Origin of the sequence: Klebsiella sp. JN_Kp126 (genome assembly GCF_033843325.1) — a bacterium.
Classification (GTDB): domain Bacteria; phylum Pseudomonadota; class Gammaproteobacteria; order Enterobacterales; family Enterobacteriaceae; genus Klebsiella; species Klebsiella michiganensis.
In genome coordinates this window covers 37,383-58,162 of record NZ_JAWXQV010000073.1, presented here as the reverse complement: position 1 = coordinate 58,162, position 20,780 = coordinate 37,383, and the positions used below count along the sequence as shown (strand labels likewise).

Annotated in this window: 23 protein-coding genes and 1 pseudogene; 9 read left to right on the top strand and 15 right to left on the bottom strand. The window is 51.7% G+C overall.

Annotation, left to right across the window (positions count from 1 at the left end):
* Positions 1-264: 264 nt before the first annotated feature.
* The 3 genes from SIK97_RS17265 to SIK97_RS17255 all read right to left on the bottom strand — a co-directional run bounded on the left by SIK97_RS17265 (position 265) and on the right by SIK97_RS17255 (position 2,118).
* Positions 265-546, bottom strand: coding sequence for a helix-turn-helix domain-containing protein (locus tag SIK97_RS17265; RefSeq protein ID WP_000780222.1), 282 nt, complete (start codon positions 544-546; stop codon positions 265-267).
* Positions 527-856 carry a type II toxin-antitoxin system RelE/ParE family toxin gene (locus tag SIK97_RS17260; RefSeq protein WP_000493286.1) on the bottom strand — a complete coding sequence of 110 codons (330 nt, stop codon included), beginning with the start codon at positions 854-856 and terminating at the stop codon, positions 527-529. Before SIK97_RS17260 ends, SIK97_RS17265 begins: the two co-directional genes overlap by 20 nt.
* A gap of 863 nt (positions 857-1,719) precedes the next feature.
* On the bottom strand, positions 1,720-2,118 hold the full coding sequence (locus SIK97_RS17255) for a RepA family replication protein (RefSeq protein ID WP_001325170.1): 399 nt from the start codon (positions 2,116-2,118) through the stop codon (positions 1,720-1,722).
* A 588-nt stretch (positions 2,119-2,706) separates the two neighbouring features.
* Here SIK97_RS17255 and SIK97_RS17250 point away from each other — a divergent pair.
* The 5 genes from SIK97_RS17250 (at position 2,707) to SIK97_RS17230 (ending at position 5,173) form a co-directional block, all read left to right on the top strand.
* Positions 2,707-2,934 (top strand): hypothetical protein, encoded by a 228-nt coding sequence (locus tag SIK97_RS17250; RefSeq protein WP_110277523.1) that lies wholly within the window; start codon positions 2,707-2,709, stop codon positions 2,932-2,934.
* Between the two features lie 293 nt (positions 2,935-3,227).
* Positions 3,228-3,548, top strand: a complete 321-nt coding sequence (locus SIK97_RS17245; protein WP_001137910.1) for a DUF134 domain-containing protein — start codon at positions 3,228-3,230, stop codon at positions 3,546-3,548.
* Positions 3,523-3,984 (top strand): NifB/NifX family molybdenum-iron cluster-binding protein, encoded by a 462-nt coding sequence (locus tag SIK97_RS17240; RefSeq protein ID WP_000626969.1) that lies wholly within the window; start codon positions 3,523-3,525, stop codon positions 3,982-3,984. Before SIK97_RS17245 ends, SIK97_RS17240 begins: the two co-directional genes overlap by 26 nt.
* A 160-nt stretch (positions 3,985-4,144) precedes the next feature.
* Complete coding sequence (locus SIK97_RS17235; RefSeq protein WP_016241611.1) at positions 4,145-4,582, top strand: PaaI family thioesterase; 438 nt, start codon at positions 4,145-4,147, stop codon at positions 4,580-4,582.
* Between the two features lie 114 nt (positions 4,583-4,696).
* The gene (locus SIK97_RS17230) at positions 4,697-5,173 is read left to right on the top strand and encodes a Dps family protein (RefSeq protein WP_000043177.1); all 477 of its coding nucleotides are present in this window, start codon (positions 4,697-4,699) and stop codon (positions 5,171-5,173) included.
* 304 nt (positions 5,174-5,477) lie between these two features.
* Here the strand turns inward: SIK97_RS17230 and SIK97_RS17225 are convergent, their stop codons facing one another.
* Positions 5,478-5,828, bottom strand: a complete 351-nt coding sequence (locus tag SIK97_RS17225; RefSeq protein WP_000928911.1) for an ArsR/SmtB family transcription factor — start codon at positions 5,826-5,828, stop codon at positions 5,478-5,480.
* Positions 5,829-5,989: 161 nt separating this feature from the next.
* On the opposite strand from SIK97_RS17225, the gene SIK97_RS17220 reads away from it, so the two are divergent.
* The gene (locus tag SIK97_RS17220) at positions 5,990-7,648 is read left to right on the top strand and encodes an FAD-dependent oxidoreductase (RefSeq protein ID WP_025760366.1); all 1,659 of its coding nucleotides are present in this window, start codon (positions 5,990-5,992) and stop codon (positions 7,646-7,648) included.
* A gap of 263 nt (positions 7,649-7,911) precedes the next feature.
* On the opposite strand, the gene SIK97_RS17215 is transcribed toward SIK97_RS17220, so the two are convergent.
* Entirely contained in the window at positions 7,912-8,553 is a 642-nt protein-coding gene (locus tag SIK97_RS17215; RefSeq protein ID WP_016241614.1) for a recombinase family protein, read from the bottom strand.
* Positions 8,554-8,719: 166 nt separating this feature from the next.
* On the opposite strand from SIK97_RS17215, the gene SIK97_RS17210 reads away from it, so the two are divergent.
* The gene (locus tag SIK97_RS17210; protein ID WP_319610948.1) at positions 8,720-11,707 is read left to right on the top strand and encodes a Tn3 family transposase; all 2,988 of its coding nucleotides are present in this window, start codon (positions 8,720-8,722) and stop codon (positions 11,705-11,707) included.
* Here SIK97_RS17210 and SIK97_RS17205 read toward each other — a convergent pair.
* The 7 genes and pseudogenes from SIK97_RS17205 to SIK97_RS17175 all read right to left on the bottom strand — a co-directional run bounded on the left by SIK97_RS17205 (position 11,681) and on the right by SIK97_RS17175 (position 15,909).
* Positions 11,681-12,115 (bottom strand): POTRA domain-containing protein, encoded by a 435-nt coding sequence (locus SIK97_RS17205; RefSeq protein ID WP_406946444.1) that lies wholly within the window; start codon positions 12,113-12,115, stop codon positions 11,681-11,683. The genes SIK97_RS17210 and SIK97_RS17205 overlap by 27 nt on opposite strands.
* Positions 12,116-12,414: 299 nt before the next feature.
* Complete coding sequence (locus tag SIK97_RS17200) at positions 12,415-13,050, bottom strand: DUF2913 family protein (RefSeq protein ID WP_134897170.1); 636 nt, start codon at positions 13,048-13,050, stop codon at positions 12,415-12,417.
* Between the two features lie 372 nt (positions 13,051-13,422).
* On the bottom strand, positions 13,423-13,740 hold the full coding sequence (locus SIK97_RS17195) for a hypothetical protein (protein ID WP_224331359.1): 318 nt from the start codon (positions 13,738-13,740) through the stop codon (positions 13,423-13,425).
* Between the two features lie 39 nt (positions 13,741-13,779).
* On the bottom strand, positions 13,780-14,229 hold the full coding sequence (locus SIK97_RS17190; protein WP_134897229.1) for a putative zinc ribbon protein: 450 nt from the start codon (positions 14,227-14,229) through the stop codon (positions 13,780-13,782).
* A gap of 39 nt (positions 14,230-14,268) precedes the next feature.
* Positions 14,269-14,637, bottom strand: a pseudogene (locus SIK97_RS17185) (putative zinc ribbon protein); the annotation flags it as partial.
* A gap of 314 nt (positions 14,638-14,951) precedes the next feature.
* On the bottom strand, positions 14,952-15,191 hold the full coding sequence (locus tag SIK97_RS17180) for a helix-turn-helix transcriptional regulator (RefSeq protein ID WP_371057126.1): 240 nt from the start codon (positions 15,189-15,191) through the stop codon (positions 14,952-14,954).
* A gap of 148 nt (positions 15,192-15,339) precedes the next feature.
* Positions 15,340-15,909 (bottom strand): inovirus Gp2 family protein, encoded by a 570-nt coding sequence (locus SIK97_RS17175; RefSeq protein ID WP_196547013.1) that lies wholly within the window; start codon positions 15,907-15,909, stop codon positions 15,340-15,342.
* 244 nt (positions 15,910-16,153) lie between these two features.
* On the opposite strand from SIK97_RS17175, the gene SIK97_RS17170 reads away from it, so the two are divergent.
* Both SIK97_RS17170 and SIK97_RS17165 read left to right on the top strand, forming a co-directional pair.
* Positions 16,154-17,980: an ATP-binding protein gene (locus tag SIK97_RS17170; protein WP_181251275.1), complete on the top strand. Its 1,827-nt coding sequence runs from the start codon at positions 16,154-16,156 to the stop codon at positions 17,978-17,980.
* Positions 17,981-18,028: 48 nt separating this feature from the next.
* Positions 18,029-18,376 carry a hypothetical protein gene (locus SIK97_RS17165; protein WP_181251274.1) on the top strand — a complete coding sequence of 116 codons (348 nt, stop codon included), beginning with the start codon at positions 18,029-18,031 and terminating at the stop codon, positions 18,374-18,376.
* A gap of 88 nt (positions 18,377-18,464) precedes the next feature.
* On the opposite strand, the gene tnpC is transcribed toward SIK97_RS17165, so the two are convergent.
* Genes tnpC through tnpA form a run of 3 tightly spaced genes read right to left on the bottom strand, consistent with a single transcriptional unit; the run spans position 18,465 to position 20,777 of the window.
* Positions 18,465-20,003 carry an IS66 family transposase gene (tnpC, locus tag SIK97_RS17160; RefSeq protein ID WP_134897167.1) on the bottom strand — a complete coding sequence of 513 codons (1,539 nt, stop codon included), beginning with the start codon at positions 20,001-20,003 and terminating at the stop codon, positions 18,465-18,467.
* A gap of 49 nt (positions 20,004-20,052) precedes the next feature.
* Positions 20,053-20,400 carry an IS66 family insertion sequence element accessory protein TnpB gene (gene tnpB / locus SIK97_RS17155; protein WP_040018977.1) on the bottom strand — a complete coding sequence of 116 codons (348 nt, stop codon included), beginning with the start codon at positions 20,398-20,400 and terminating at the stop codon, positions 20,053-20,055.
* Positions 20,397-20,777: an IS66-like element accessory protein TnpA gene (gene tnpA, locus SIK97_RS17150; protein ID WP_134897166.1), complete on the bottom strand. Its 381-nt coding sequence runs from the start codon at positions 20,775-20,777 to the stop codon at positions 20,397-20,399. Before tnpA ends, tnpB begins: the two co-directional genes overlap by 4 nt.
* Between the last annotated feature and the right edge of the window lie 3 nt (positions 20,778-20,780).

Sequence of the window (20,780 nt, the reverse complement as noted above, 5' to 3'; positions counted from 1 at the left end):
GATGCGCTCCGGATGAATATGATGATCTCATATCAGGAACTTGTTCGCACCTTCCCTAAGTCACCGGCGGCTTGCCTGCCACACATTGAACATTACAGACCAATTAGCACTTTGTCACCGGGGAAAGATGTAAAGATTATGTATAAATAGATTGGCTTAGAAGTGACATTTCAACTTTGGAGAAACAGGTGACATTTTAAACTTGCTTTAACAAAATTTTGGGACTGACCGAAACAAAAAGGCCAGCCCCGGAGGGCTGGCTATTCAGTACAGGGCAATGACAGGTTTCTTGATGCCGCAGGCGTGAGCGTAGCGGGTCAGTGTGTCGATGCTGGCTTTGGTGATGTTGTTTTCCAGGCGAGAAATAACCGGAGGTGTAACCCCCATGCGTTCAGCAACCTGCGCTTTTGTCAGGTTGTCATGCTTGCGCCATTCAGCAAGCAGCTCCCTGAGCTTTTCCTTACGTTCTTCTTCCTGCCATGCAGCGCGATATTCATCGTCCTGCATCCACTCGTTATGCAGTTCTTTATGGCTTACCAGTTTCATTAAGTACCTCCGCTAACCGCTTTTTGGCGAGATCGATTTCTTTCGCTGGCGTTTTCTGTGACTTCTTGATGAAAACACGGAGCATGATGATGGTATTGCCTTTGTGGTATACCCAGATTCCCCTGGCTATGTCCGTCCCCATCGTGCGGATCTCAAAAAGTCCATCGCCCAGGGGCTTCGTGTCCGGCTCCCGCAGTAATCGGGCGTCATACTCCAGTTTGCCGATGAGACGGTCAAACTTCACCCTGATTTTTACGGGTAATGCTGTGGCTTCTTCCCTGGCTTCCGGGTGATAAACAACGCTAAACATGTGACCTCCCATTTCTATTAATATTAACCTATAGGCTAATTTCAGACAAGGTAGAATTAACCTATAAGCTAATTTTGTTGGCAGTTATCGTGGCTACCCGGTCACTACCCTGTTAGCGTGAGTTTTCGTTCCACTGAGGAACGGGGATTTATGCGCGTTAGCGCATGTAAGGCGGCAGGATGAAATGACAGGTAGCACCGAGGGTTAGCCGCCGATACCAGTGAGGGATCGAAAGGGATCGCCTATCCATCCCTTCACCCTGCAAAGCCATATTCCGCTAAAAGCGGCTCAGAGGCTTTTGTGCGCGGTCGGAGTGGTCACAACAAGGCGAAGCCGCAGTTGGGGCGTATCTCCGCGTTAGCGGGTCGTAAGAGCCGCTTACGAGCGTGTAAGCTAATTCTTCAGCGATATTTGCTGACGTATCCGGCGTGGCCGGATTTGTCCAATCCCTCGATGGCTAACAGGCGAGCTGTTAGCCATCGAGGGATTCCGTTCTGAATGCCCCGCGCTTTAGCGTGGGGAGCTACTTTTGAGGCGCTCGCGCCGATGCTGTTCGGTTATCCACTTTTTAAAGGGGATAACAGTAATGTCTTTTATTTTTTGGTTTATCTTTTAATACGTAAGTAATTAAAAGATAAACCAAAAGAGTATTTGCGCCATCTCGTTTGCACTTCATTATCACTTACCCACAAGCTATACAGCAGTTGTGGTGGGTCTACGCCGGAACCGCCGAAAAATCCGTCATTCCTGTAGGCGGGATGGGTTGGATTTCGAAAATTATTGTACGTTAAGGCTGTTTTTTGTACTGAGGTTTATTGCAGACGTGCAGAATCCCCGCCAGCTAAGGCGGTAGTAGGCGGGGATCAGGCAAAGGTTAGGGAGTAGTATTCCTGTTTGCGCTGGCGAGCCACTTCACGCTTCGCTTTCATCCTGGCTAACCCGGCAGCGGCCTTACGCGTCCAGTTCTCAACCTTGATAGCGATTAACCGGACATCCCCGGAGGATATGATTTCTTCCGGGTTGGCCTTAAGCAGCCTGGCGCGTTCCCGGTAAACCTGTTTTAGCGGGATGCCGAGAATGGCGAAGAAATCCTCTGTAACCTCAATGTGCTTGCAGGCGCAACGGGCGTCATAAGGGTTGAAAGGGGCTTTTTCCGAGATGATGGCATTAAGCCAGGAGAGGCGATCACATCCCCGGCTGGCACGAGAAATCGACTTGTGACCCGCATCACTGCGCGTCGCCAGCCCGGCGCGTTCGGCCAACGTTTCAAGGTTATGTATGGTTTGCCAGGGGTCAGTTTGGATATCGAAAATTATTGTACGTTAAGGTGGTTTTTGTACCTCTGAACTGAGGTAGAGCTTGAACAATTTTACAGGCAGCTTTGAGCGAAAAGTAAGAATTGACGATCCTCAGACAACATCTCCGAGGGATGGCTGTCTGGAAAGAACCGGTAGAGCACATACTTTTCTGTCTTCATTAAACAATTCACATACAGATACCATGCGCGTGTCTGTGTATTATCATTAGCTGTATTGTTTCAGTGATGATTCCGGCATTCTGTAACACCGACTTTTTCCCCGCTGGGTTGAAAATCTCACTCATACGGCCAGTTACAGGGCTGTTTAGCGAATTTTTGCTATTAATCAAACCTGTCGCGCCTCTGTATGAACTTACAACGTGACAGGGATACACTGTGAGTGAACAGGGGAATTATCTTGATGCTTTGAGTTACGAGTGGTGCTAACCGGAAGATTACTCCCTGCTTTTCAGTAAGACGTTACTTTTCTGTGATGTGAATCTAAAGTGTTTTTAACAGATATCCTTTTCCGTAGTCTTTTCAGGATAAACGCATGAAAAATGTACTTGTTTTCTTTAACTCTCAGCCCGCTGAATTAGTAAAAACCCTGAGGGAAGTCAATATCATCAGGCGTGTATACCCGAACGGAGAAGAGGCTCATCTCAAAATCATGCTTTCCGGCATGCACTCGGTTGGACGAAAGAAATGTGAGATTTTCATAGCTGCAGACAGAGATCTGAGGCATGACGAAATTATAACTGCTGCGAATGCTCTGCTGTGAACCTGAACCTTTATTGTATCAGGGGATTTACAGCTACGGATACGATGAACTTTCGACGGGGTTCAGGTATCCGAAAATTCCGGATGTCTCTCACACTGCAAACGTTGAACTCTTATGGCAGCACTTTAAATTGAGTCTCATACAGTATCTGTTTTCTTTCTCTTCATCTCTCATGACCTGCTGCCCACTTACAGACTCCAGGGTAAAGCAAAAAATTCTCCACCGGTGAGCAGAGTATATTGCATATGCCAGTTTATGAGTGTATATATAGCATATGCTAATAAGGAGCCTTCATGCCAAGACCCAGAATTCCCCGTAACATCTGTGGCCGCCCTGCGGATACCTGTTTTAAGCCCAATGCGCGACCGATGAGCCAGCTTGAACATGTTCATTTAAAAGAAGATGAGTTTGAAGCGTTACGGCTGGTCGATTTACTGGGCATGCAACAGCAGGAAGCGGCTGTTGCAATGGGGGTTTCAAGGCAGACACTGGCCAATGTCCTGAAAGCAGCCCGTTTTAAGGTTGTGGACTGTCTCACTCAGGGCAAGGCCTTAATAATGCACTCTGAAAGGGAAGGAGTTACACAAGATGATCACAGCCATTCCAGTGAATGACGACCGGGTAGCAAATCATTTTACCAAAGCGAGTCACCTTGTCCTGGTGGATGAGCGCGGTGTGGAGCTCAGCCGGACAGAAAATCCCGCGCTGGGCGCAGATTGTTCAGGTAAACGGAAGCTGGTTGACCTGCTGGTTCAACAGCAAGTCAGCCGCGTTGTGGTCCGTAACATCGGGGAACGGATGCTGGGTAAATTACTGGGGCATCAGATCGCGGTGTACCAGACTGACTGCGGTCGTCGTTTGTTCACTGAACTGTGTGATCCGGATACCCGTGTTCTGACTGAACTGAATAAGCCGGAGCAGGGACGCCAGTCCTTTCATCATGAGGCGAAAGGGAAAAAATGCTGTCACTCTGACGGGAACACAGCAGAAAATGCGTGCCAGGGTGGGCGTCAGCATCATCACGGAAACGGGCGCTGTTGCCATTCATGAGTTTATTTCATCACGGGCGGTGATTTTTATCAGACCCGTATTGTGTATAAACCAGGAGCCGGAATGTGTGGAGGAGGCAGTAATGATGCCGGGGGAGCCCCTCAGCTGACTGAATTCCGGATGCCTCCCGTCAGTACAACCGGACGCTGAGCAGAAACAGATGAATTGTTATCTTGATGCCAGAAAGGCCCATACCTGTTGTATGGTCTGTAGTTCCCGCGACAACAACCCTGATACGGTGAACTTAATGTTTTCAGAGCACCCGGATGGCTCTGTATGTGCGGACTACACGGCCAATCACAGGCATCAGGGGTATACGGGTCTTTTACATGGCGGAATGACGAGTACCCTGCTGGATGCAGCAATGACTCATTGTTTGTTCATGCAGGGTGTGCAGGCCCTGACGGCTGAACTGACGGTAAGATTCATTTCACCCGTTTGTACCGGAGACAAACTGATGGTATGTGCCAGACTGCTTGGGCAACGCAGGGGGATTTACCTGCTTGAAGCATGGCTGACAAAAGGACAGCAGACAGTGGCACGTGCCACGGCGAAATTCATTGTTCCGTCGCAGGATATTGCTCTGGCGCATCGCTAGTGTGACAGACGACAGGTGTACCTGGTTATTATAAAAATTTGAGGCGTGTTTTGCTCAGACCGGAAAGAATAATCGCATATCGTATATTCCACTGAAACCGTGTAAGAGGTAGTTATGAGTAAACAAATCATTGATATTGGTATTGCTGAATCATCCCGGGTGGAGATTGCAGACGGCCTGTCCCGGCTTCTTGCTGACACCTATACCCTGTATATAAAAACACATTACTATCACTGGAATGTAACTGGCCCCATGTTTAACAGCTTACATTTAATGTTTGAAAATCAATACAATGAGCTGGCCACTGCCGTTGATGATATCGCTGAACGTATACGCTCGCTCGGATGCTTCGCGCCCGGCACATATCATGAATTTTCACGTTTAACAGCGGTTAATGAAGATAAGGATATTCCGGCAGCAAAAAACATGATTGAAAATCTTGTCCAGGGTCAGGAGACCGTGGTTAAAACTGCACGCTCCCTGTTCCCGCTCGTTAATAATGCGAATGATGAAGCCACAGCAGATCTGCTTACACAACGTATCCAGTTACATGAGAAAACTGCCTGGATGTTGCGTAGCCTGCTTGAATAATGTCACCCCGTGGCAGCAGAAAAAACGGTTTGTCAGCCACAGGCTATTACTGACAGTGCAGAATCATCCGTGTTCCTGTGGCTGTTTTTTCTGACCGTCACAGTATTAAACACCATTGAATCAGTGGGTTAATCAGTGAATGCGTGAACGAGAAATACAGTCCGTGACGGGCATCATCGGCTGGTATATCCGGACCACTGTTGTTTTCCCGTTAAGGTATCGCAGGTTCCGGTCTGGCATTTCACAGCCTGAACAGGGTTAATGATGCACGGATAAAACGGTTTACGGGAAAAGCAGGATCATATTATTCGTTGTTATGGCTTCCTTTACCGGTGCCTGCCTGCGGGCAGTAGAGATCATATAAGGTATTTAACAACGTCATGATACGGTTATCCTCAATACGGTAATATACCATTTTACCTGCCCGTCGGGTCTCGACCAGCTTCAGGCGGCGCATTACACCCAGCTGCTGGGACAGGGTCGGCTGAGTGATACCGACCGCCGCTTCCAGCCCGGCCACATTCGCTTCCCCCAGGCTTAACTGACACATCAACAGCAACCGGTCGCTGTTGGCCAGTCCCCGTAAGACATCTGCTGCCCTCAGGGCCGCATTCTTCATATCTGTCTGACGTTTTGTGTCTTCATTCATGAGCATTGCTGATTTCTCATACTATGTGTTTTTATATAATATAATTTAGTATACTGACGGTATCGTAATTTTGCCATCGTGTTCGTCAGGTCTGCAGCGTCCTGCCGGCCCGGGGAAACGATTATATCTGGCAGGCATTTTTGCCCCGGGTGAACAGAGAGGATGTAATGAAAATAGTGATTGTTGGTGGTGTTGCCGGCGGGGCATCCGCTGCAGCCAGAGCTCGTCGGTTATCAGAGGATGTCAGTATTGTTGTGTTTGAACGGGGAAGCGATGTCTCTTTCGCCAACTGTGGATTACCTTATCATATAGGCGGAAAAATTCCTTTAAGGCAGTCACTGATTCTGAAAACCCCGGAGGATTTTAAATCCCGCTTTAACATAGACGTCCGTATCTGTCATGAAGTGACGTCAGTGGATCCGGTTAATAAAACGGTGACGGTTAAAAATCTGACCTCAGGGGAGGTCTATAGCGAAGAATGGGATCGTCTGCTCCTCAGTACCGGCGCCGCTCCGGTTGTCCCTCCTTTGCCCGGGCTACAGGAAGAGGGTGTCTTTACGCTGCGAAATCTTACTGACATGGATGCTATCCTGGGGTGGATTGAGCAACATCACGTAGCTCACACCACGCTTGTCGGGGGGGGATTTATCGGACTTGAAGTGATGGAGGCTCTGAGCGAACGGGGGATCAGTGTGACCCTGCTGGAGATGGGGGAACAGGTTATGGCTCCGGTTGATCCTGAAATGGCATCTGCCCTGCATCAGGAAATCCGGAGTCATGGCGTGGATCTGCGTCTCAGAACGGCGCTCACCGAGGTACTGCGGACAGAGACGGGATTCCGCGTTGCACTGTCTGAGGGTGGGTTTCTGCAGACCGACATGGTTATTCTCGCCATCGGGGTAAAACCTGAGAACAGCCTTGCCACAGGAGCCGGGCTCGCAGTGGGTAAACGGGGAGGCATAAGCGTCAATGCCTGTATGCAGACCAGTATCCCTGACATCTACGCCGTGGGGGATGCCGTTGAAACCCCAGACTTTGTCTTTCAGGAACCCGCTAATTTTCCTCTGGCAGGGCCCGCCAACCGCCAGGGACGCATTGCTGCTGATAACATGCTAGATCGTCACAGCCTTTACCATGGCAGTCAGGGGACATCCATTTGTAAGGTATTTTCGCTGAGTATTGGCAGCGTCGGTGCGAATGAAAAGCAGCTGAAAGTTCATGGCACCCGATACGAGAAGGTTTACGTCCATGCCGCTGATCATGCCGGTTACTACCCGGGGGCAACGATGATCAGTCTGAAACTGCTGTTCAGCCCCGATACCGGTAAAATTCTCGGGGCTCAGGCATCAGGGAAAAAAGGGGTTGATAAACGCATCGATGTCCTGTCTGTCGCACAGCGCGCGGGGCTTACCGTCAACGATCTCGAACATCTTGAGCTGACTTATGCTCCACCTTTTAACAGTGCAAGGGACGTCGTTAACCAGGCTGGTATGGTGGCGACAAATGTAATGAAAGGAGATACGGTCATATGTCATGTCAGCGATGTGTTACAACGGGAACCGGGCAGTTATTGTTTACTTGATATCCGCTCTCCTGCCGAACTGAAACAATTTGGTGAATATCCTGACGCGCTATCCATCCCTCTTGATTCCCTGCGGGAAAACCTTGGAAAATTGCCTAAAGATAAAGAAATTTTTATAGGATGTCAGAGTGGCCTGCGCGGGCATGTGGCATACCGTATTCTGCAGGCTCACGGCTTCCGGACATATAATCTGAGTGGTGGTTTCATAACCTGGCAGACGGTAACGGAGTCAATGAGTAAATAAGAGATGAAGTGCCATACACACATGGCACTTCATTTCTCCAGATTCGTTGAAAACATATTATATGGAATAGAAAATCTACAAAAATTATTAACGCCTTGAATGGCAGCTATAAGCGCACACCCTGAATCACTTTAAAGTGATTCAGGGTGTGAATGACTATTTTTGGATTTGGCACACAGCGTACTTCCAGGCTGCTAGTCATTAACAAGCCCTAACTATGACGCCTATGCAATGATCGCAATAAACACCGTTATTCCAGCCTTTCAGGAAAATTCATTATTTTTATACAGCGCTTGTATCCGACATACCTGCGAAGCACTGTAACCTGTTGCATCTGCGGTTTCACGAATACTCAATTTCTTAACCTGCCGATAATACAGTACTTTCTGGTGACGCTCCCGATCAGCTTGCTTACCTTGGTATTTACCTAGTGTATGAGCCCGTTCAATCCCCTGTTTTTGCCGCTGGCGGCGGCTCAGCCAGTCCTTATGCGACATCGCGGCCATCAGGTCGATTAGCATGTTATTGATGGCGGTTATTACTGCGCGAGTAATCGGGTCCGCCTGCGAAGGATCTTTATCTGACAGCGCCTGCCATGAGGTGGGCACATCAAGACTGACAATCCGCAGCTCATGTTTTTCTATCTGCTTTTTCAGCGTCATCCAGTCGCTGTTGCTCAGACGGGTCAGACGGTCTATCTGTTCGACCAGCAAGATATCATTGTGGTGACTGTCCATCAGTAAGCGCCCCAGCTCAGGGCGATCAAGTTTTGTGCCGCTGATATTCTCCAGGTAGTAGCTGGCGATTTTATGTCCCCGCTGCTGAACGAACTGCTCCAGCATCTCTTTTGCCCGGTCAGCGAACTGATCTTCCGTCGATGCCCTTAAATAAGCTCTGATGAACATTTTTCCGCCATAATATCGCATTTAAGTTATTGCATTTAATCTATCGCATATAGGTTATGGCATAAATCGTGTGATGTCACGTTTTGGTTATACCGTCAGGGTGTACCCTTATGCGATACCATTTTTGTTAAAAATTCCGCATCAAATAATTTATGAGGGAAACTATATGGCAAGGAGGCAGATTCTTTCTCTGTCGGAAAGAGAATCATTACTGGCATTACCGGACGATGAGTTAACGCTGACACGAATGGCGTATTTTAGTGAGCATGATCTGGCGCTTATCAGTGCTCACCGTAAACCCGCCAGTCGTTTTGGTTTTGCCGTCCTTCTTTGCTATCTGAAAAATGTCGGCTTTGCACCGGATAAAAAAATCCCACCCTCTGATGCGCTGCTGAAGCATATCGCCAGCAGGCTAAAACTTACCGGGGATCTCTGGCCTGCTTACCTTTCCGGCAGGGAAACCACGCGACGCGAACATTTAACCGAACTGTACCGCTATCTTGGCGTAAAAGCGTTTACCGGAAAAATACAGCAGGACTGTATTACACACCTGCTGCCGATGGCGACGCGCACCGATAAAGGTATTTTCCTGGCCGAAGAACTGCTGGTCTGGCTCCGGAAGAACAACGTGATAATTCCCGCGATTGATGTCGTGGAGCGTACCTGTGCGGAGGCCATGGCTGGCGGCGATAAAATCGTATTTCAGACCCTGAATGCCCCGTTAACTCCGGCTCACAGGGATGCCCTGGATCGTTTACTTGAGTCCTCAGATAATCAGCCTTCCAGGCTGACATGGCTTCTGCAACCGCCGGGTAAAATCAATGGTAAGAACGTGCTGCAACACCTTGATCGGCTCAGTAGCATTGAATCGCTGGCATTACCTGAAGGTATAGATCGTACCATTCACCAGAACCGGTTGCTGAAACTGGCGCGGGAAGGCCGAAAGATGAGTAGCCGGGATTTGACCCGATTTTCAGCAGCCCGCCGTCATGCGATCCTGGTGTGCGTGCTGGAAGAAGCCAGAGCCACACTGACAGATGAAGTGATTGAGCTGCATGAACGCATGCTGAACAGCCTGTTCAGCAAAGCCAAAAGAACACAGGCTGAGCGCCTTCAACAGACCGGAAAGCTAATCCAGTCAAAACTGAGGCAGTACATAGATGTCGGCCAGGCACTGTCTGAAGCTCGTGATTCCGGTGGCGATCCATGGCTCGCAATAGAAAACATACTCCCATGGCCTGAATTTGTCGCCAGTCTGGAGGAAACACGCCATCTTGCCAGAAAAAATAATTTTGACCCGTTACATATTATTACCGAGAAATACAGCACATTACGGAAATATGCCCCGCGCATGTTGTCCGCTTTACAGTTAATCGCAACACCGGCAGCGCAACCTCTGGCTGATGCGCTGGTTGTGATCAAGGATATGTACCGGAAGCAGTCGCGTAAAGTTCCGGCGACAGCGCCGCTTGAGTTTGTCCCTGAAAGCTGGCGCAAAGTGGTGATTACACCTGCGGGTATTGACCGGCAGTACTATGAATTTTGTGCGCTCAGCGAGCTTAAGGGTGCATTGCGCTCCGGGGACATCTGGGTTAAAGGCTCACGCCGCTACAAAAACTTTGATGATTACCTCATTCCCGAAAAGGACTTTGACAAACTCACACCGGCGCTGCCCCTGCCCGTATCTGCTGATTATCATGAGTACATTACCAGCCGTAAGACTCTGCTTCAGTCCAGACTTGAAGAGGTCAATGCCATGGCTGCCCTTGGTGAGCTGCCCGATGTCGAAATATCTGACAGGGGAGTAAAAGTCTCTCCGCTGGATAACTGCGTCCCGGTACAGGTTTCACCGCTGGCAGAGCTGGTTTACAGCATGCTACCGCGCCCTAAAATCACGGAAATTCTCGATGAGGTAAACAGCTGGACGGCGTTTACCCGACATTTTTCGCATATAAAAAATGACATTACCCGTCCTGATACCCGCCAGCTCCTCACCACCATCCTTGCGGATGGCATCAATCTTGGCCCGACCAAAATGGCGGAAGCCTGCCCCGGAAGCACCAAATCATCACTGGAAGATATCCAGGCATGGTACATCCGCGACGAAACCTATTCAGCCGCCCTCGCAGAGCTGGTAAACGCGCAGGGGAAAAGACCACTGGCGGCATTCTGGGGAGACGGGACAACGTCATCATCAGATGGACAGAATTTCAGAACAGGCAGCTCAGGCCGCTACGCAGGGCAGGTTAACCCGAAATATGGGCAAGAGCCTGGACGTCAGTTTTATACCCATATTTCGGATCAATACAGCCCGTTTTACACCTGCATAATCAGCCGGGTCAGGGATTCAACCCATGTGCTCGATGGCTTGCTGTACCACGAAAGCGACCTGGAAATCAGGGAGCATTACACCGATACCGCTGGTTTCACCGATCATGTCTTTGCCCTGATGCATCTGCTGGGATTTGCGTTCTGTCCGCGGATCAGGGATCTCCACGACAAAAAGCTGTTTATCAAAGGGAAAGTAGACCAATACCCGGCGCTTCAGTCACTGATATCAACGACCAGCCTGAATCTGAAAGAGATCGAAATTCACTGGCGTGAAGTACTTCGTCTGGCCACTTCAATAAAGCAGGGAACCGTGACGGCATCCCTGATGTTGAAAAAGCTTGCCAGCTACCCCAAACAAAACGGACTTGCCAAAGCACTGAGGGAAATTGGTCGTATTGAACGAACTCTGTTTATGCTCGACTGGTTCCGCGATCCGGCACTTCGTCGGCGGGTACAGGCGGGACTGAATAAAGGAGAAGCCCGTAACGCGCTGGCGCGTGCGGTATTCCTACACCGGCTGGGTGAAATCAGGGACAGAAAACCGGAAAATCAGAGCTATCGCGCCAGTGGACTGACGCTGCTGACGGCTGCCATATCCCTGTGGAATACCGTCTATATGGAAAGAGCGGTCGATGCCCTGAAGCGCAAAGGGGTGAAGATCAACGAGCAACTGCTGTCGCATTTGTCCCCGTTAGGCTGGGAACACATCAATCTGACAGGCGATTATATATGGAAAAGCAACCGGATACCGGCTTCCGGTAAGTTTCGTCGGCTGAGACCAGCTAAAGTCGAAAGGTCAAAAAATAGCCTTAACGTACAATAATTTTCGATATCCAAACTGACCCCGAAAAGCACGGCTGGTGATGTAACCCCGGCTGATGTACCAGTCAGAAATCTCATTAGTGAGCCGGGTGATACGCGCCATATCGAGGCATTGATTCTGCAAGGGGGCCAGTAATTTTTGCTGCTGACGGGACGTCATCAGCGTGACACCGTCCAGGACGATGGTATGAATGGTAAAACAGGGGCCTTTCACCGGGGCCGGCTCTCCCGGACGGGAGACATCCGGGAACGGGATGGCGCGCTCCAGCGCGTCACGCTGCTGTTGGTTCTGGCGCAGTAACTGCTGCTGCTGTTGTTCGATGCTGTCGCGATCGGCGGGTGATAAAAAAGCAGCAGGGGCAGACGGGCTCAGCGCCAGTAGCACCAGGGCCGGGTACAGAGATTTCATCCATGCTCTCGTTATAATGAATTTTGTTGTGTAAATGTAAATATTACTGACGTTATTTTTGTGGATTTAAACATGCGAAGAGCAAAATGTGAACATTTTATGACGATGAGTGGTATTTTCAGATTATTCTTGTTCAAAAATAGAGTGGAAGAATATAAGGCGGAGTGGTTTTATCGTGGTTTGTTCTGGGGTTGCTTCGGCGCATCGTGAGGGAGAGCAGGGCGGCAAGCAAACCTTGTGGGTTATACCGCCTCCCCGACCTGGACGTTAACGTGTCGCTATCAGCGCTTCAGGTGATTTCACTCACCGGATATGTCTGCTGATGGCAACAGTGACAGCAAACACCCGTCTTCGTGTTGTTCCCGAATGACGTAACGCAGTTCCCGCACAGACAGGATATCGCCGACAACGCGACTGTCACCAGCCACGATAAAATCCACGGGTGCGGACTGCCGGCCCTGTTCGGTAAAATGGCGCTGCAGTTCAGATTTTCTCACCAGCAGCGCAGATACGTCGGCATATTCGGCGTACAACGACTCGGGTTCCCATTCTTCATCAGAGACCACCGCGTTCACCCAGCCCTGTGCCCTGAGGTATTCAATCGCATGTGTCAACCGGAACAAATCCGATTGCTGTGCCAGCGGCTCCGTACAGGACTGGTGAAGGTATTCCAGCCGCTTTAGTAACCCGGCGGCGGGACCTTGCTGGCGTCCGAGTCGTAGCAGGGTATCGATATCCGGTGCCACAGAGCGCGGGAAGCGCCGCTGTTTTTGCGCATCAGCGAGCCAGCGGACTAAAAACGTGTGAATGGTCAAAGGCGTCAGTGCCTGACCGTCCTGCTGTACCAGACGTAAGCCCACCAGCGCACACCACGAAAAGTGGGCAAGATCGGCGAGGGATCCTTCTGGAGGTAATGCTGAGGAAGTCTTTTTCATGCAGGAAATTATAACGAGGACACTGCTGGCTGAAAAGGTGGGGAGTTATCTCTTCGGGGACTGCAGATGCCGGGCAGCCAGGTCTCCTTCAGTGAGTGGCTTTCCCGACAACGCCACCGGCTCATGCGTTAACGTGTTACACTGGTTCGTGCTATCGTTACGGGTGTTATCATTGCATTAACCCGCGAGGTAAGCTGGTTAAATGGCGTAGTGAAATCGCCCCTGCCAGTGCGGTTGATGATAATCGGCGTGATGTTCGTAACACCACTGCGTTCCATGCAAGTAACCGTCAGCCATGCATCCCTGAGTATCTCGCTTATCGCCAGCCGGGCACTTTCAATAAGTTGTACGTCGCGTATAGTCCCCAGAGTATCAAGATTCAGCAGCAACACCATCCTGCACTGTGGTGGCACTGGTTGAAGCCCATATCCAGCGTAACAGCGTCGGTGGTGAACTCTGATGAGCCTGCTGGCATTGCCACGAATATTCGCCAATACGCTGCCAGACTTCAGTGTGAAAACGCAGAATAAGCGCACGATAATCAGCCATGTTGTCACGGTACGGTAGCACCAGCGTAAAACTGAATGCCGCCAGCCGTGGATAATGGTCAACAGCCTGTTGTAAAAACATACGAATAGTGGCAGGTGTGCTGCTGCTAGCATCAGCAATATCAGAACAAGAATGATTCACGATGAAGGTTCTCTTTTGTTGATTCAGGTTGCGCGGTAACTATCTGATACAGAAGGTGAGCACAGGGTTTATTCCCGGGAGTGTGTTGCCGCAGTAATTCATCCGCCAGTTCGCCTCTTCGATGCTGTAAATACCGGTCAGGCAGTTGGCGCAATACTTCACACCCTGATAATGGCTGCCACACCACGCGCAGTACCAGGCAAGCGATACCACCGGCACCTCCAGCCCACCAATGAGGTGGCGCAGTCTCCGGCGTCGGGCTTCGGCTTTGACCTCCGGGTCCTGGTGAACGCAGTTCATCAGCACATGTTCAGCGACCGTCTGCTTGTCGTGCTCAAACCATGGGGGCTCACCGAACCCCGTCAGCAGGTACAGGACACAGCTACAGGATGCACAGGTCCATACGCCGTCCGGCGCTCTTGCGGCATTATCCGCCGTGACGAAGCGACCAGAAGCATCATTTGCCAGGTAGCATTTCAGTATGTGCATGTCACCACCTCCCGGTGTGCTGCCAGTCAGGTCAGCATATTGCTGGCTGTATTCGCCGGTTCTGCAGGTCAGGCAATAACGTTCACCGTGGTAATCGCTGTCGCAGCCAGTACAGTGCCAGTTGCTCCGGTAAACCAGCGGACATGCCTCTGGTACATACCATTGCAGTTGCCGGATACGCCGGGTCTCTTTCGCTTCCGGTTTGACGTACGGGCAGTGCTCCGTCAGCAAATCTCGCCGGTGTTCAAACCACGGGCGTTCAGTCTGGTATTCCGGGTGGTACTGCAGGGCGCTGCCGCAGAGATGACAGTGATAGCGGTCGTACGGTGCGGTCTGCGCGGTTCTGGAACCGGTCTGGCGACCATTACCGTCGAGGGCGATAGTCGAGGGCGATAAAAGATTTTGTATACATCATTCAGGTCCTTACCGCCAGACGACACGCAGGTGTCAGCCGTCCCGTTACGGGCAGTGTGGTCAGAGTGCGAATGGCGGGTCAGTTAAGTATTAACAGGTTGTATTGATGGGGGATTCGTCGGTAAAGTTCTCAGTTTTTCAGTCTGTTATGGCGTTTCTGGGTGCTGGCGTGCAAAGGGGGCGGTAACAGTAAGTACAGGGTTTCTCGCCACAGTACTGTCGATGGCAGTCCGGGCATGCCCAGCGAACGGGGATATCCACCGGCTTTTTACGGCTTCGTTGCGTCATGCTGCTTTCCCGCCCCAGCTTCAGGTTCCGCGTGAGGCCGCAATACGCTGCTGCATCCAGGTTTCCACATCGCTTTTGTACCAGCGGGAACTACGCCCTAATTTAATCGGTTTTGGGAATTTTCCGTCGCTAATCAGCTGGTAGAACCACTTGTCGGTCATGCCGGTGTACGTCGTGATGAAAGCCATATCGATAAGCGGGTCTTCTGCCGATAGCAGTACAGTGGTGCTGGAATGAGTGTTATTCGTCGTCGATGTCATCATGGTATTTATCTCCCTGGTATCCTCGTCAAAATTGTCGGGAGGCGTCCGGTCATGGCGTTATGTGGTGAACCGGTACTTCCTCAGAGGATAAGGTGCTGCTGTTAAAAATTACCAGGCCGTATCGCCGGACCTGCTGAATGGACGCTCAGCCCCGGCTGCAGCCGAAGTTACGCTCACCGTCACTGGTCACCTTGGTTTCGCGTTTGACAAGATAGGCGGCCTGCGCCAGTGCCTGTTGCAGCTGCGCGTTGTTTCCACGCTCCAGCCAGGATGCCGGGCTTTTCGGAAAGCGGGCTAGGACCGCGTGAGCCTCAGCATCTACCTGCAGGGCGCTGCACCAGGCCTGTTTAATCATCCCGGCAAACGTTTCCGGGTCGTTGTAGTCACCCGGGCCGCACCATGTATCACGGTTCACCAGCAGCACTACGTGGTAATGTTTTTTCCCTTTGATTTCACCGAACTCCCGCGCCCAGATAAAACGCAGCGTGGTCGGCCAGATACGTTTTTCTTCACGACGCTGGCGGTGAAAATACGTGTTAATACGGGCTTTCAGGGAATCGGTAAAACGGGATATCACGGCGGCGTCAGTGGCGGCTGGTGCATCCGGCAGCCGGAGGTCAACGCGCAGGGCCAGTACGCGGGTATAGGCGTTCAGTGCACAATTGAAGGTATCGGCGATACGTTGTTGCCAGTAAGGGTCGTAGGTATAACTCATTGAAATGGACTCCGGTTGATGAGTGTTCATAACCATTACCGGCGTCGTTAAAAATGACTTTTCGGGAACCTGACATCGCAGTGCTGGACCAGATTGCCGTGTACCACATGAAAATATCATCACCCTTCACGGTGCTGTTCGCTTAAATCAGGCGATAAATCAAACTACCGTCAACAAAAATGTTCGCCTGCCCGGTAAAATACCAGGCAGCTCAACCGGGCTGTTTCATCAAAAGGGAAAAGACATGCGACTGAAAAGTGTGGCAGTTAAAAATTTTCGCTGTTATGCACAAGAAGTAAGCGTTGAGTTTGATGACCTGACAACCTTTGTTGGACGCAACGACATTGGCAAATCTACTATCCTTGAAGCGCTGGAAATCTTCTTCAACAACAGCGTGGTATCGATCGAAAAAGGCGATGCCTGTATCCACAGCGGTCAGGACAATGTGGAGATCACCTGTGAGTTTATCGATCTTCCCCCTTCCCTGACGCTCGATTCTGGCGCAGAAACAACGCTCCAGGAAGAATTCCTGCTGACGGTGAACGGCTCACTGAAAATCCGGAAAATCTTTAACTGCAGCAACAAAAAACCGACCGCCGAGATTTTTGTCATTGCAAACCATCCTGCTGCTGCCGGTTTTGACAATCTCCTGGAACTGAAGGAAAAAGAACTTCAGGCCAGGGTGAAAGCGCTGGAACTCGAGGTTTCGCTTAAAGGGAATCCCGGGATGCGAAAAGCGATATGGGCAGCTTCAACAGATCTGCAACTGACGGAAAGGTTACTGAACGTCAGCAAAGCCAAAGAAGACACAAAACGCATCTGGGAACAGATCGAAAGCTGGCTGCCCATGTTTGCACTTTTCCAGAGCGACAGAAGCAGCCGGGACTCCGACGATGAAGTCCAAAGTCCGATGAAAGCCGCCATTACCGCTGCACTGGCTGAAGTCCAGGACGACATTGCCAGGATCCAGTTGAGAGTCCAGCAAAAGGCAGAAGAGATTGCCCGCAACACACATGAAGCGCTGAAGACCATTGAACCCGGCCTGGCGAGAGAGCTTACCCCCGAATTTACGCCTCCCACGCAGGCAAAATGGCAGGGTCTGTTCTCCGTCGGTCTCAACACTGACGGCGGGATCCCGCTGAATAAACGTGGCAGTGGCGTTCGTCGTCTGGTGCTGGTGAGCTTTTTTAAGGCCGAAGCGGAACGACGCCTGAAATCCAGCAATCGTCGCAGTATTATCTACGCTATTGAAGAGCCCGAAACCTCACAGCATCCCAATTACCAGCGGATCCTGATTGAGTCGTTTAAATCACTGTCTCTGGAAGCCGGCTGTCAGGTTATCCTCACCACGCACAGTCCTGGTTTTGCTGCAGAGCTCCCGGGTGACAGCATTCGCTTTGTTTCCCGTGATGCTGGTACCGGACAACCTGTCATCCAGGCCGGCGCAGATATTTTCGGCATCGTTACCGATACGCTGGGCGTCACACCAGACAACCGGGTCAGGCTGCTGTTCTGCGTGGAAGGACCGACCGATGTCGCCGCCTTTAAGGCTCTCAGTAAAGCACTGCATGCAGAAGACAATACGCTTCCTGACCTGGGGAGTGATGAACGTGTGGCGTTTATCGTTCTGGGTGGCGGAACGCTCAAGCACTGGGTCAATGAAAATTATCTACGCGCCCTGAACCGCAGGGAAATTCATCTCTACGATCGTGATGTTCCTGCCTATGCAGAAGCGGTGAATGCCGTCAACGCACGTGGCAACGGATGCTGGGCGGCTCAGACACTAAAACATGAAGTCGAAAGTTATCTTCATCCCGATGCCATTTATGAAGCCTTTGGAGTGACAATCGCGGTTACCGACCATCCCGTCGGAGGTAAGGCAACACCAAAAGTGTTTGCAGAAGCCTATTCGCTGGCTCAGCGCTTTGACGGTGTGATGAAAGATAACGCCGCCAAGGCCCGACTGGCGGAAAGGGCTTTCCCGCTGATGACTGCGGCCCTGATCCATGAGCGCGATCCTGAGGGTGAAGTCCTCGGCTGGATGCGCAGGATACGTGACATGATCCAGTGACGAAGAGCAGCCAAGCTCCCCCCTAAATGTCTCTTCGAAGGTTCGCGGGTGGCGATAACCCTGACACCCGCTCTCCTCTGGATCAACGGTGTGCCACCAGAAACGATGGATAATGACCCGGTCACTGTTTTGTGGTATTCGTCATCCATCGTTATTTTCACCCCCGTGCATTACTGGATTTCGGTACAGACTCCCCTGCCCGGATGCAGCACGTGTCCACAACTCCTCATCGGTAAGCGTGGTTTCAATCAGTTCAACCGGCACACCACAGTCATCAATCACCGCCACCCGGTAATCGTCGATGGGTTCATAAGGCCCCAGGATAACCGTCTCACCTGCTATCGCCTCAGCCAGACTGCTGACCTTAAAGGCCACATGTGGAACGGTTTTCAGTAACGGGTGGAGTGGCGAATCTGCGGTAAAACGATGCCACTGAACACGAAAATTGTAAGCGTACAGCGAGGGCCGTATCGACGGGGATGTGTTATTCAGTTGGCAGTGTGATGCGCCAGGGTAGCAGTTCGCTGACGCGGTTAACCGGCCAGTCGGCAATGACGTCAAGCACATAGCGGAGGTAACCTTCTGGCTCCACGCTGTTCAGTTTGCACGTTCCGATCAGGCTGTACAGCAGCGCGCCTCGCTCACCACCATGGTCAGAGCCGAAGAACAGGAAGTTTTTACGACCCAGACTGACCGTCCGCAGGGCATTTTCAGCGATGTTGTTGTCTGCTTCGGCCCAGCCATCGTCCGCATAGTACGTCTGTGCCGGCCACTGGTTAAGTGCGTACGCGAACGCCTTCGCCGTATCTGAGTGTCGCGACAGGGTCTTCATCTTTTCACGCAACCAGCTGTCCATGGATCTCAACAGCGGTTTCGTTTTTCGCTGACGTTCAGCAAGCCGATGCTCCGCCGGCATTCCCCTTATATCCGCCTCTATGGCGTACAACTGACCGATCTGCCTCAGGGCTTCTTCCGTCAGGGCTGACGGGGTGCGGACGTGCACATCGTGGATCTTTCGGCGGGCATGAGCCCAGCAGGCGGCTTCCGTTATCCGGCCATTGCGGTAAAGCTCGTTGAACCCGGCGTACGCATCCGCCTGCAGCACACCGCTGAAGCCTGCAAGATGGGTCTGCGGATGGATGCCTTTTCTGTCCGGGCTGTAAGCGAACCACACGGCAGGTGCCAGCTCTGACCCGGCATTGCGGTCATCACGAACATACGTCCACAACCGCCCGGTCTTCGTCTTCTTATTTCCTGGCAACAGCACCGGGACGGGCGTGTCATCGGCGTGAAGCTTGCCATCAGTCAGCACATAGTTCCGAAGCGCCTCTTCCAGCGGTGACAGTAGCCGGCAACATGCATCCACCCAGCCTGACAGCAGTGAGCGACTCAGCTCCACACCCTGCCGGCCGTATATTTCAGACTGCCGATACAGCGGGGTGTGCTCTGCATACTTAGAGGTCAGTACGCGGGCCAACAGACCCGGTCCTGCTATACCCCGCTCGATGGGCCGCGAAGGCGCGGGGGCCTGCACGATGGCATCACACTGACTACAGGCGTGTTTTTCGCGTACGGTCCGGATAACCTGGAAGGCACTGCGCATCAGCTCCAGCTGTTCGGCGGCATCCTCACCCAGATAACTCAGCAAGCCACCACACTCCGGGCAGCAGGGTTCTGCGGGTAATAACCGTTTTTCATCGCGGGGAAGTGATTCGGGGAACGGTCTGCGGGTGCGGGTCAGACGCAGCGGGCGCTGCACGGCCGGATCATCCACCCGACCCGTCAGCGTATCGCTTTCTTTCTGAAGCGCCTTCAGGTCAGCTTCCATCTGTGCGATACGGCGGGATACCTTTTCGGAACGACTGCCGAAGTTCATTCGGCGGAGTTTATCCAGCTGCGCCTGCAGATGGTCTATTTCACGCTCCCGGTTGCTCAGCTTTTCCTGCAGGGCGTGGATCAACGCTTCCTGTTCGGCCAGGCGCTGTTTTAGCAGAAGGATATCGTCAGAAGAGGTGGCATTCATAGGCCCATATTTTACCAGGCTTATTCTGCGACGACCAGGATAAAGAGGCCTATAGCATGGTCAGGGATGTCAGCAGCCGCTTTGGCTGTCTCCAGTCTATACCTTCCATCAGCATCGCCAGCTGCGCCGGTGTCAGGAACACTTTGCCATCGCGAGCTGACGGCCAGGCGAAGCGGCCGCGCTCCAGCCGTTTGGTCAGCAGGCACAGCCCGTCACCGGTAGACCACAGCAGTTTGACCTGACTGCCGCTGCGGCCCCGGAAGATGAAGACGTGGCCGGACATCGGATCGTCTTTCAGCGTCGTCTGCACCTTTGCGGCGAGACCATTGAAGCCGTTGCGCATGTCGGTGATACCGGCAACCAGCCAGATTTTGGTGCCTGTTGGTAACGGGATCACCGTTTGAGCTCCTGTATCAGCAGGGTCAGGAGCTTTTCGCTGACAGTGCCATTGAGACGGAGCGTTCCGTGCCGGAACGTTACCTCACAGCTGATACTGAGGGTTTCCGGATCCTCTGCGAGTGGCTCTGACTGTACGGCAGTTGCATCGAGAGTTACAGGAAGTAGCTGAGGGCTCTCTGAAGAAGGTAATAGCAGCTTTCCCTCGCGCCATTGTTGACGCCATTTGAACAACAGATTGGCGTTAATGCCATTTTCAAGCGCCAGCTTTGAGATGGATATCCCGGGTTCGCAGGAGGCAGCAACGAGCTGCTGTTTAAACTCAGGAGAATAATTAGGGCAGCCTTTACGCCTGCCGGGAGTCATATTTTTCTGCATATC

Excerpts from the sequence above, each read along its gene's own strand:
- SIK97_RS17265 (WP_000780222.1), bottom strand. The coding sequence starts at position 546 with ATGAAACTGGTAAGCCATAAAGAACTGCATAACGAGTGGATGCAGGAC.
- SIK97_RS17260 (WP_000493286.1), bottom strand. The coding sequence starts at position 856 with ATGTTTAGCGTTGTTTATCACCCGGAAGCCAGGGAAGAAGCCACAGCA.
- SIK97_RS17250 (WP_110277523.1), top strand. The coding sequence starts at position 2,707 with ATGAAAAATGTACTTGTTTTCTTTAACTCTCAGCCCGCTGAATTAGTA.
- SIK97_RS17245 (WP_001137910.1), top strand. The coding sequence starts at position 3,228 with ATGCCAAGACCCAGAATTCCCCGTAACATCTGTGGCCGCCCTGCGGAT.
- SIK97_RS17240 (WP_000626969.1), top strand. The coding sequence starts at position 3,523 with ATGATCACAGCCATTCCAGTGAATGACGACCGGGTAGCAAATCATTTT.
- SIK97_RS17235 (WP_016241611.1), top strand. The coding sequence starts at position 4,145 with ATGAATTGTTATCTTGATGCCAGAAAGGCCCATACCTGTTGTATGGTC.
- SIK97_RS17230 (WP_000043177.1), top strand. The coding sequence starts at position 4,697 with ATGAGTAAACAAATCATTGATATTGGTATTGCTGAATCATCCCGGGTG.
- SIK97_RS17225 (WP_000928911.1), bottom strand. The coding sequence starts at position 5,828 with ATGCTCATGAATGAAGACACAAAACGTCAGACAGATATGAAGAATGCG.
- SIK97_RS17220 (WP_025760366.1), top strand. The coding sequence starts at position 5,990 with ATGAAAATAGTGATTGTTGGTGGTGTTGCCGGCGGGGCATCCGCTGCA.
- SIK97_RS17215 (WP_016241614.1), bottom strand. The coding sequence starts at position 8,553 with ATGTTCATCAGAGCTTATTTAAGGGCATCGACGGAAGATCAGTTCGCT.
- SIK97_RS17210 (WP_319610948.1), top strand. The coding sequence starts at position 8,720 with ATGGCAAGGAGGCAGATTCTTTCTCTGTCGGAAAGAGAATCATTACTG.
- SIK97_RS17205 (WP_406946444.1), bottom strand. The coding sequence starts at position 12,115 with ATGAAATCTCTGTACCCGGCCCTGGTGCTACTGGCGCTGAGCCCGTCT.
- SIK97_RS17200 (WP_134897170.1), bottom strand. The coding sequence starts at position 13,050 with ATGAAAAAGACTTCCTCAGCATTACCTCCAGAAGGATCCCTCGCCGAT.
- SIK97_RS17190 (WP_134897229.1), bottom strand. The coding sequence starts at position 14,229 with ATGCACATACTGAAATGCTACCTGGCAAATGATGCTTCTGGTCGCTTC.
- SIK97_RS17180 (WP_371057126.1), bottom strand. The coding sequence starts at position 15,191 with ATGACATCGACGACGAATAACACTCATTCCAGCACCACTGTACTGCTA.
- SIK97_RS17175 (WP_196547013.1), bottom strand. The coding sequence starts at position 15,909 with ATGAGTTATACCTACGACCCTTACTGGCAACAACGTATCGCCGATACC.
- SIK97_RS17170 (WP_181251275.1), top strand. The coding sequence starts at position 16,154 with ATGCGACTGAAAAGTGTGGCAGTTAAAAATTTTCGCTGTTATGCACAA.
- tnpC (WP_134897167.1), bottom strand. The coding sequence starts at position 20,003 with ATGAATGCCACCTCTTCTGACGATATCCTTCTGCTAAAACAGCGCCTG.
- tnpA (WP_134897166.1), bottom strand. The coding sequence starts at position 20,777 with ATGCAGAAAAATATGACTCCCGGCAGGCGTAAAGGCTGCCCTAATTAT.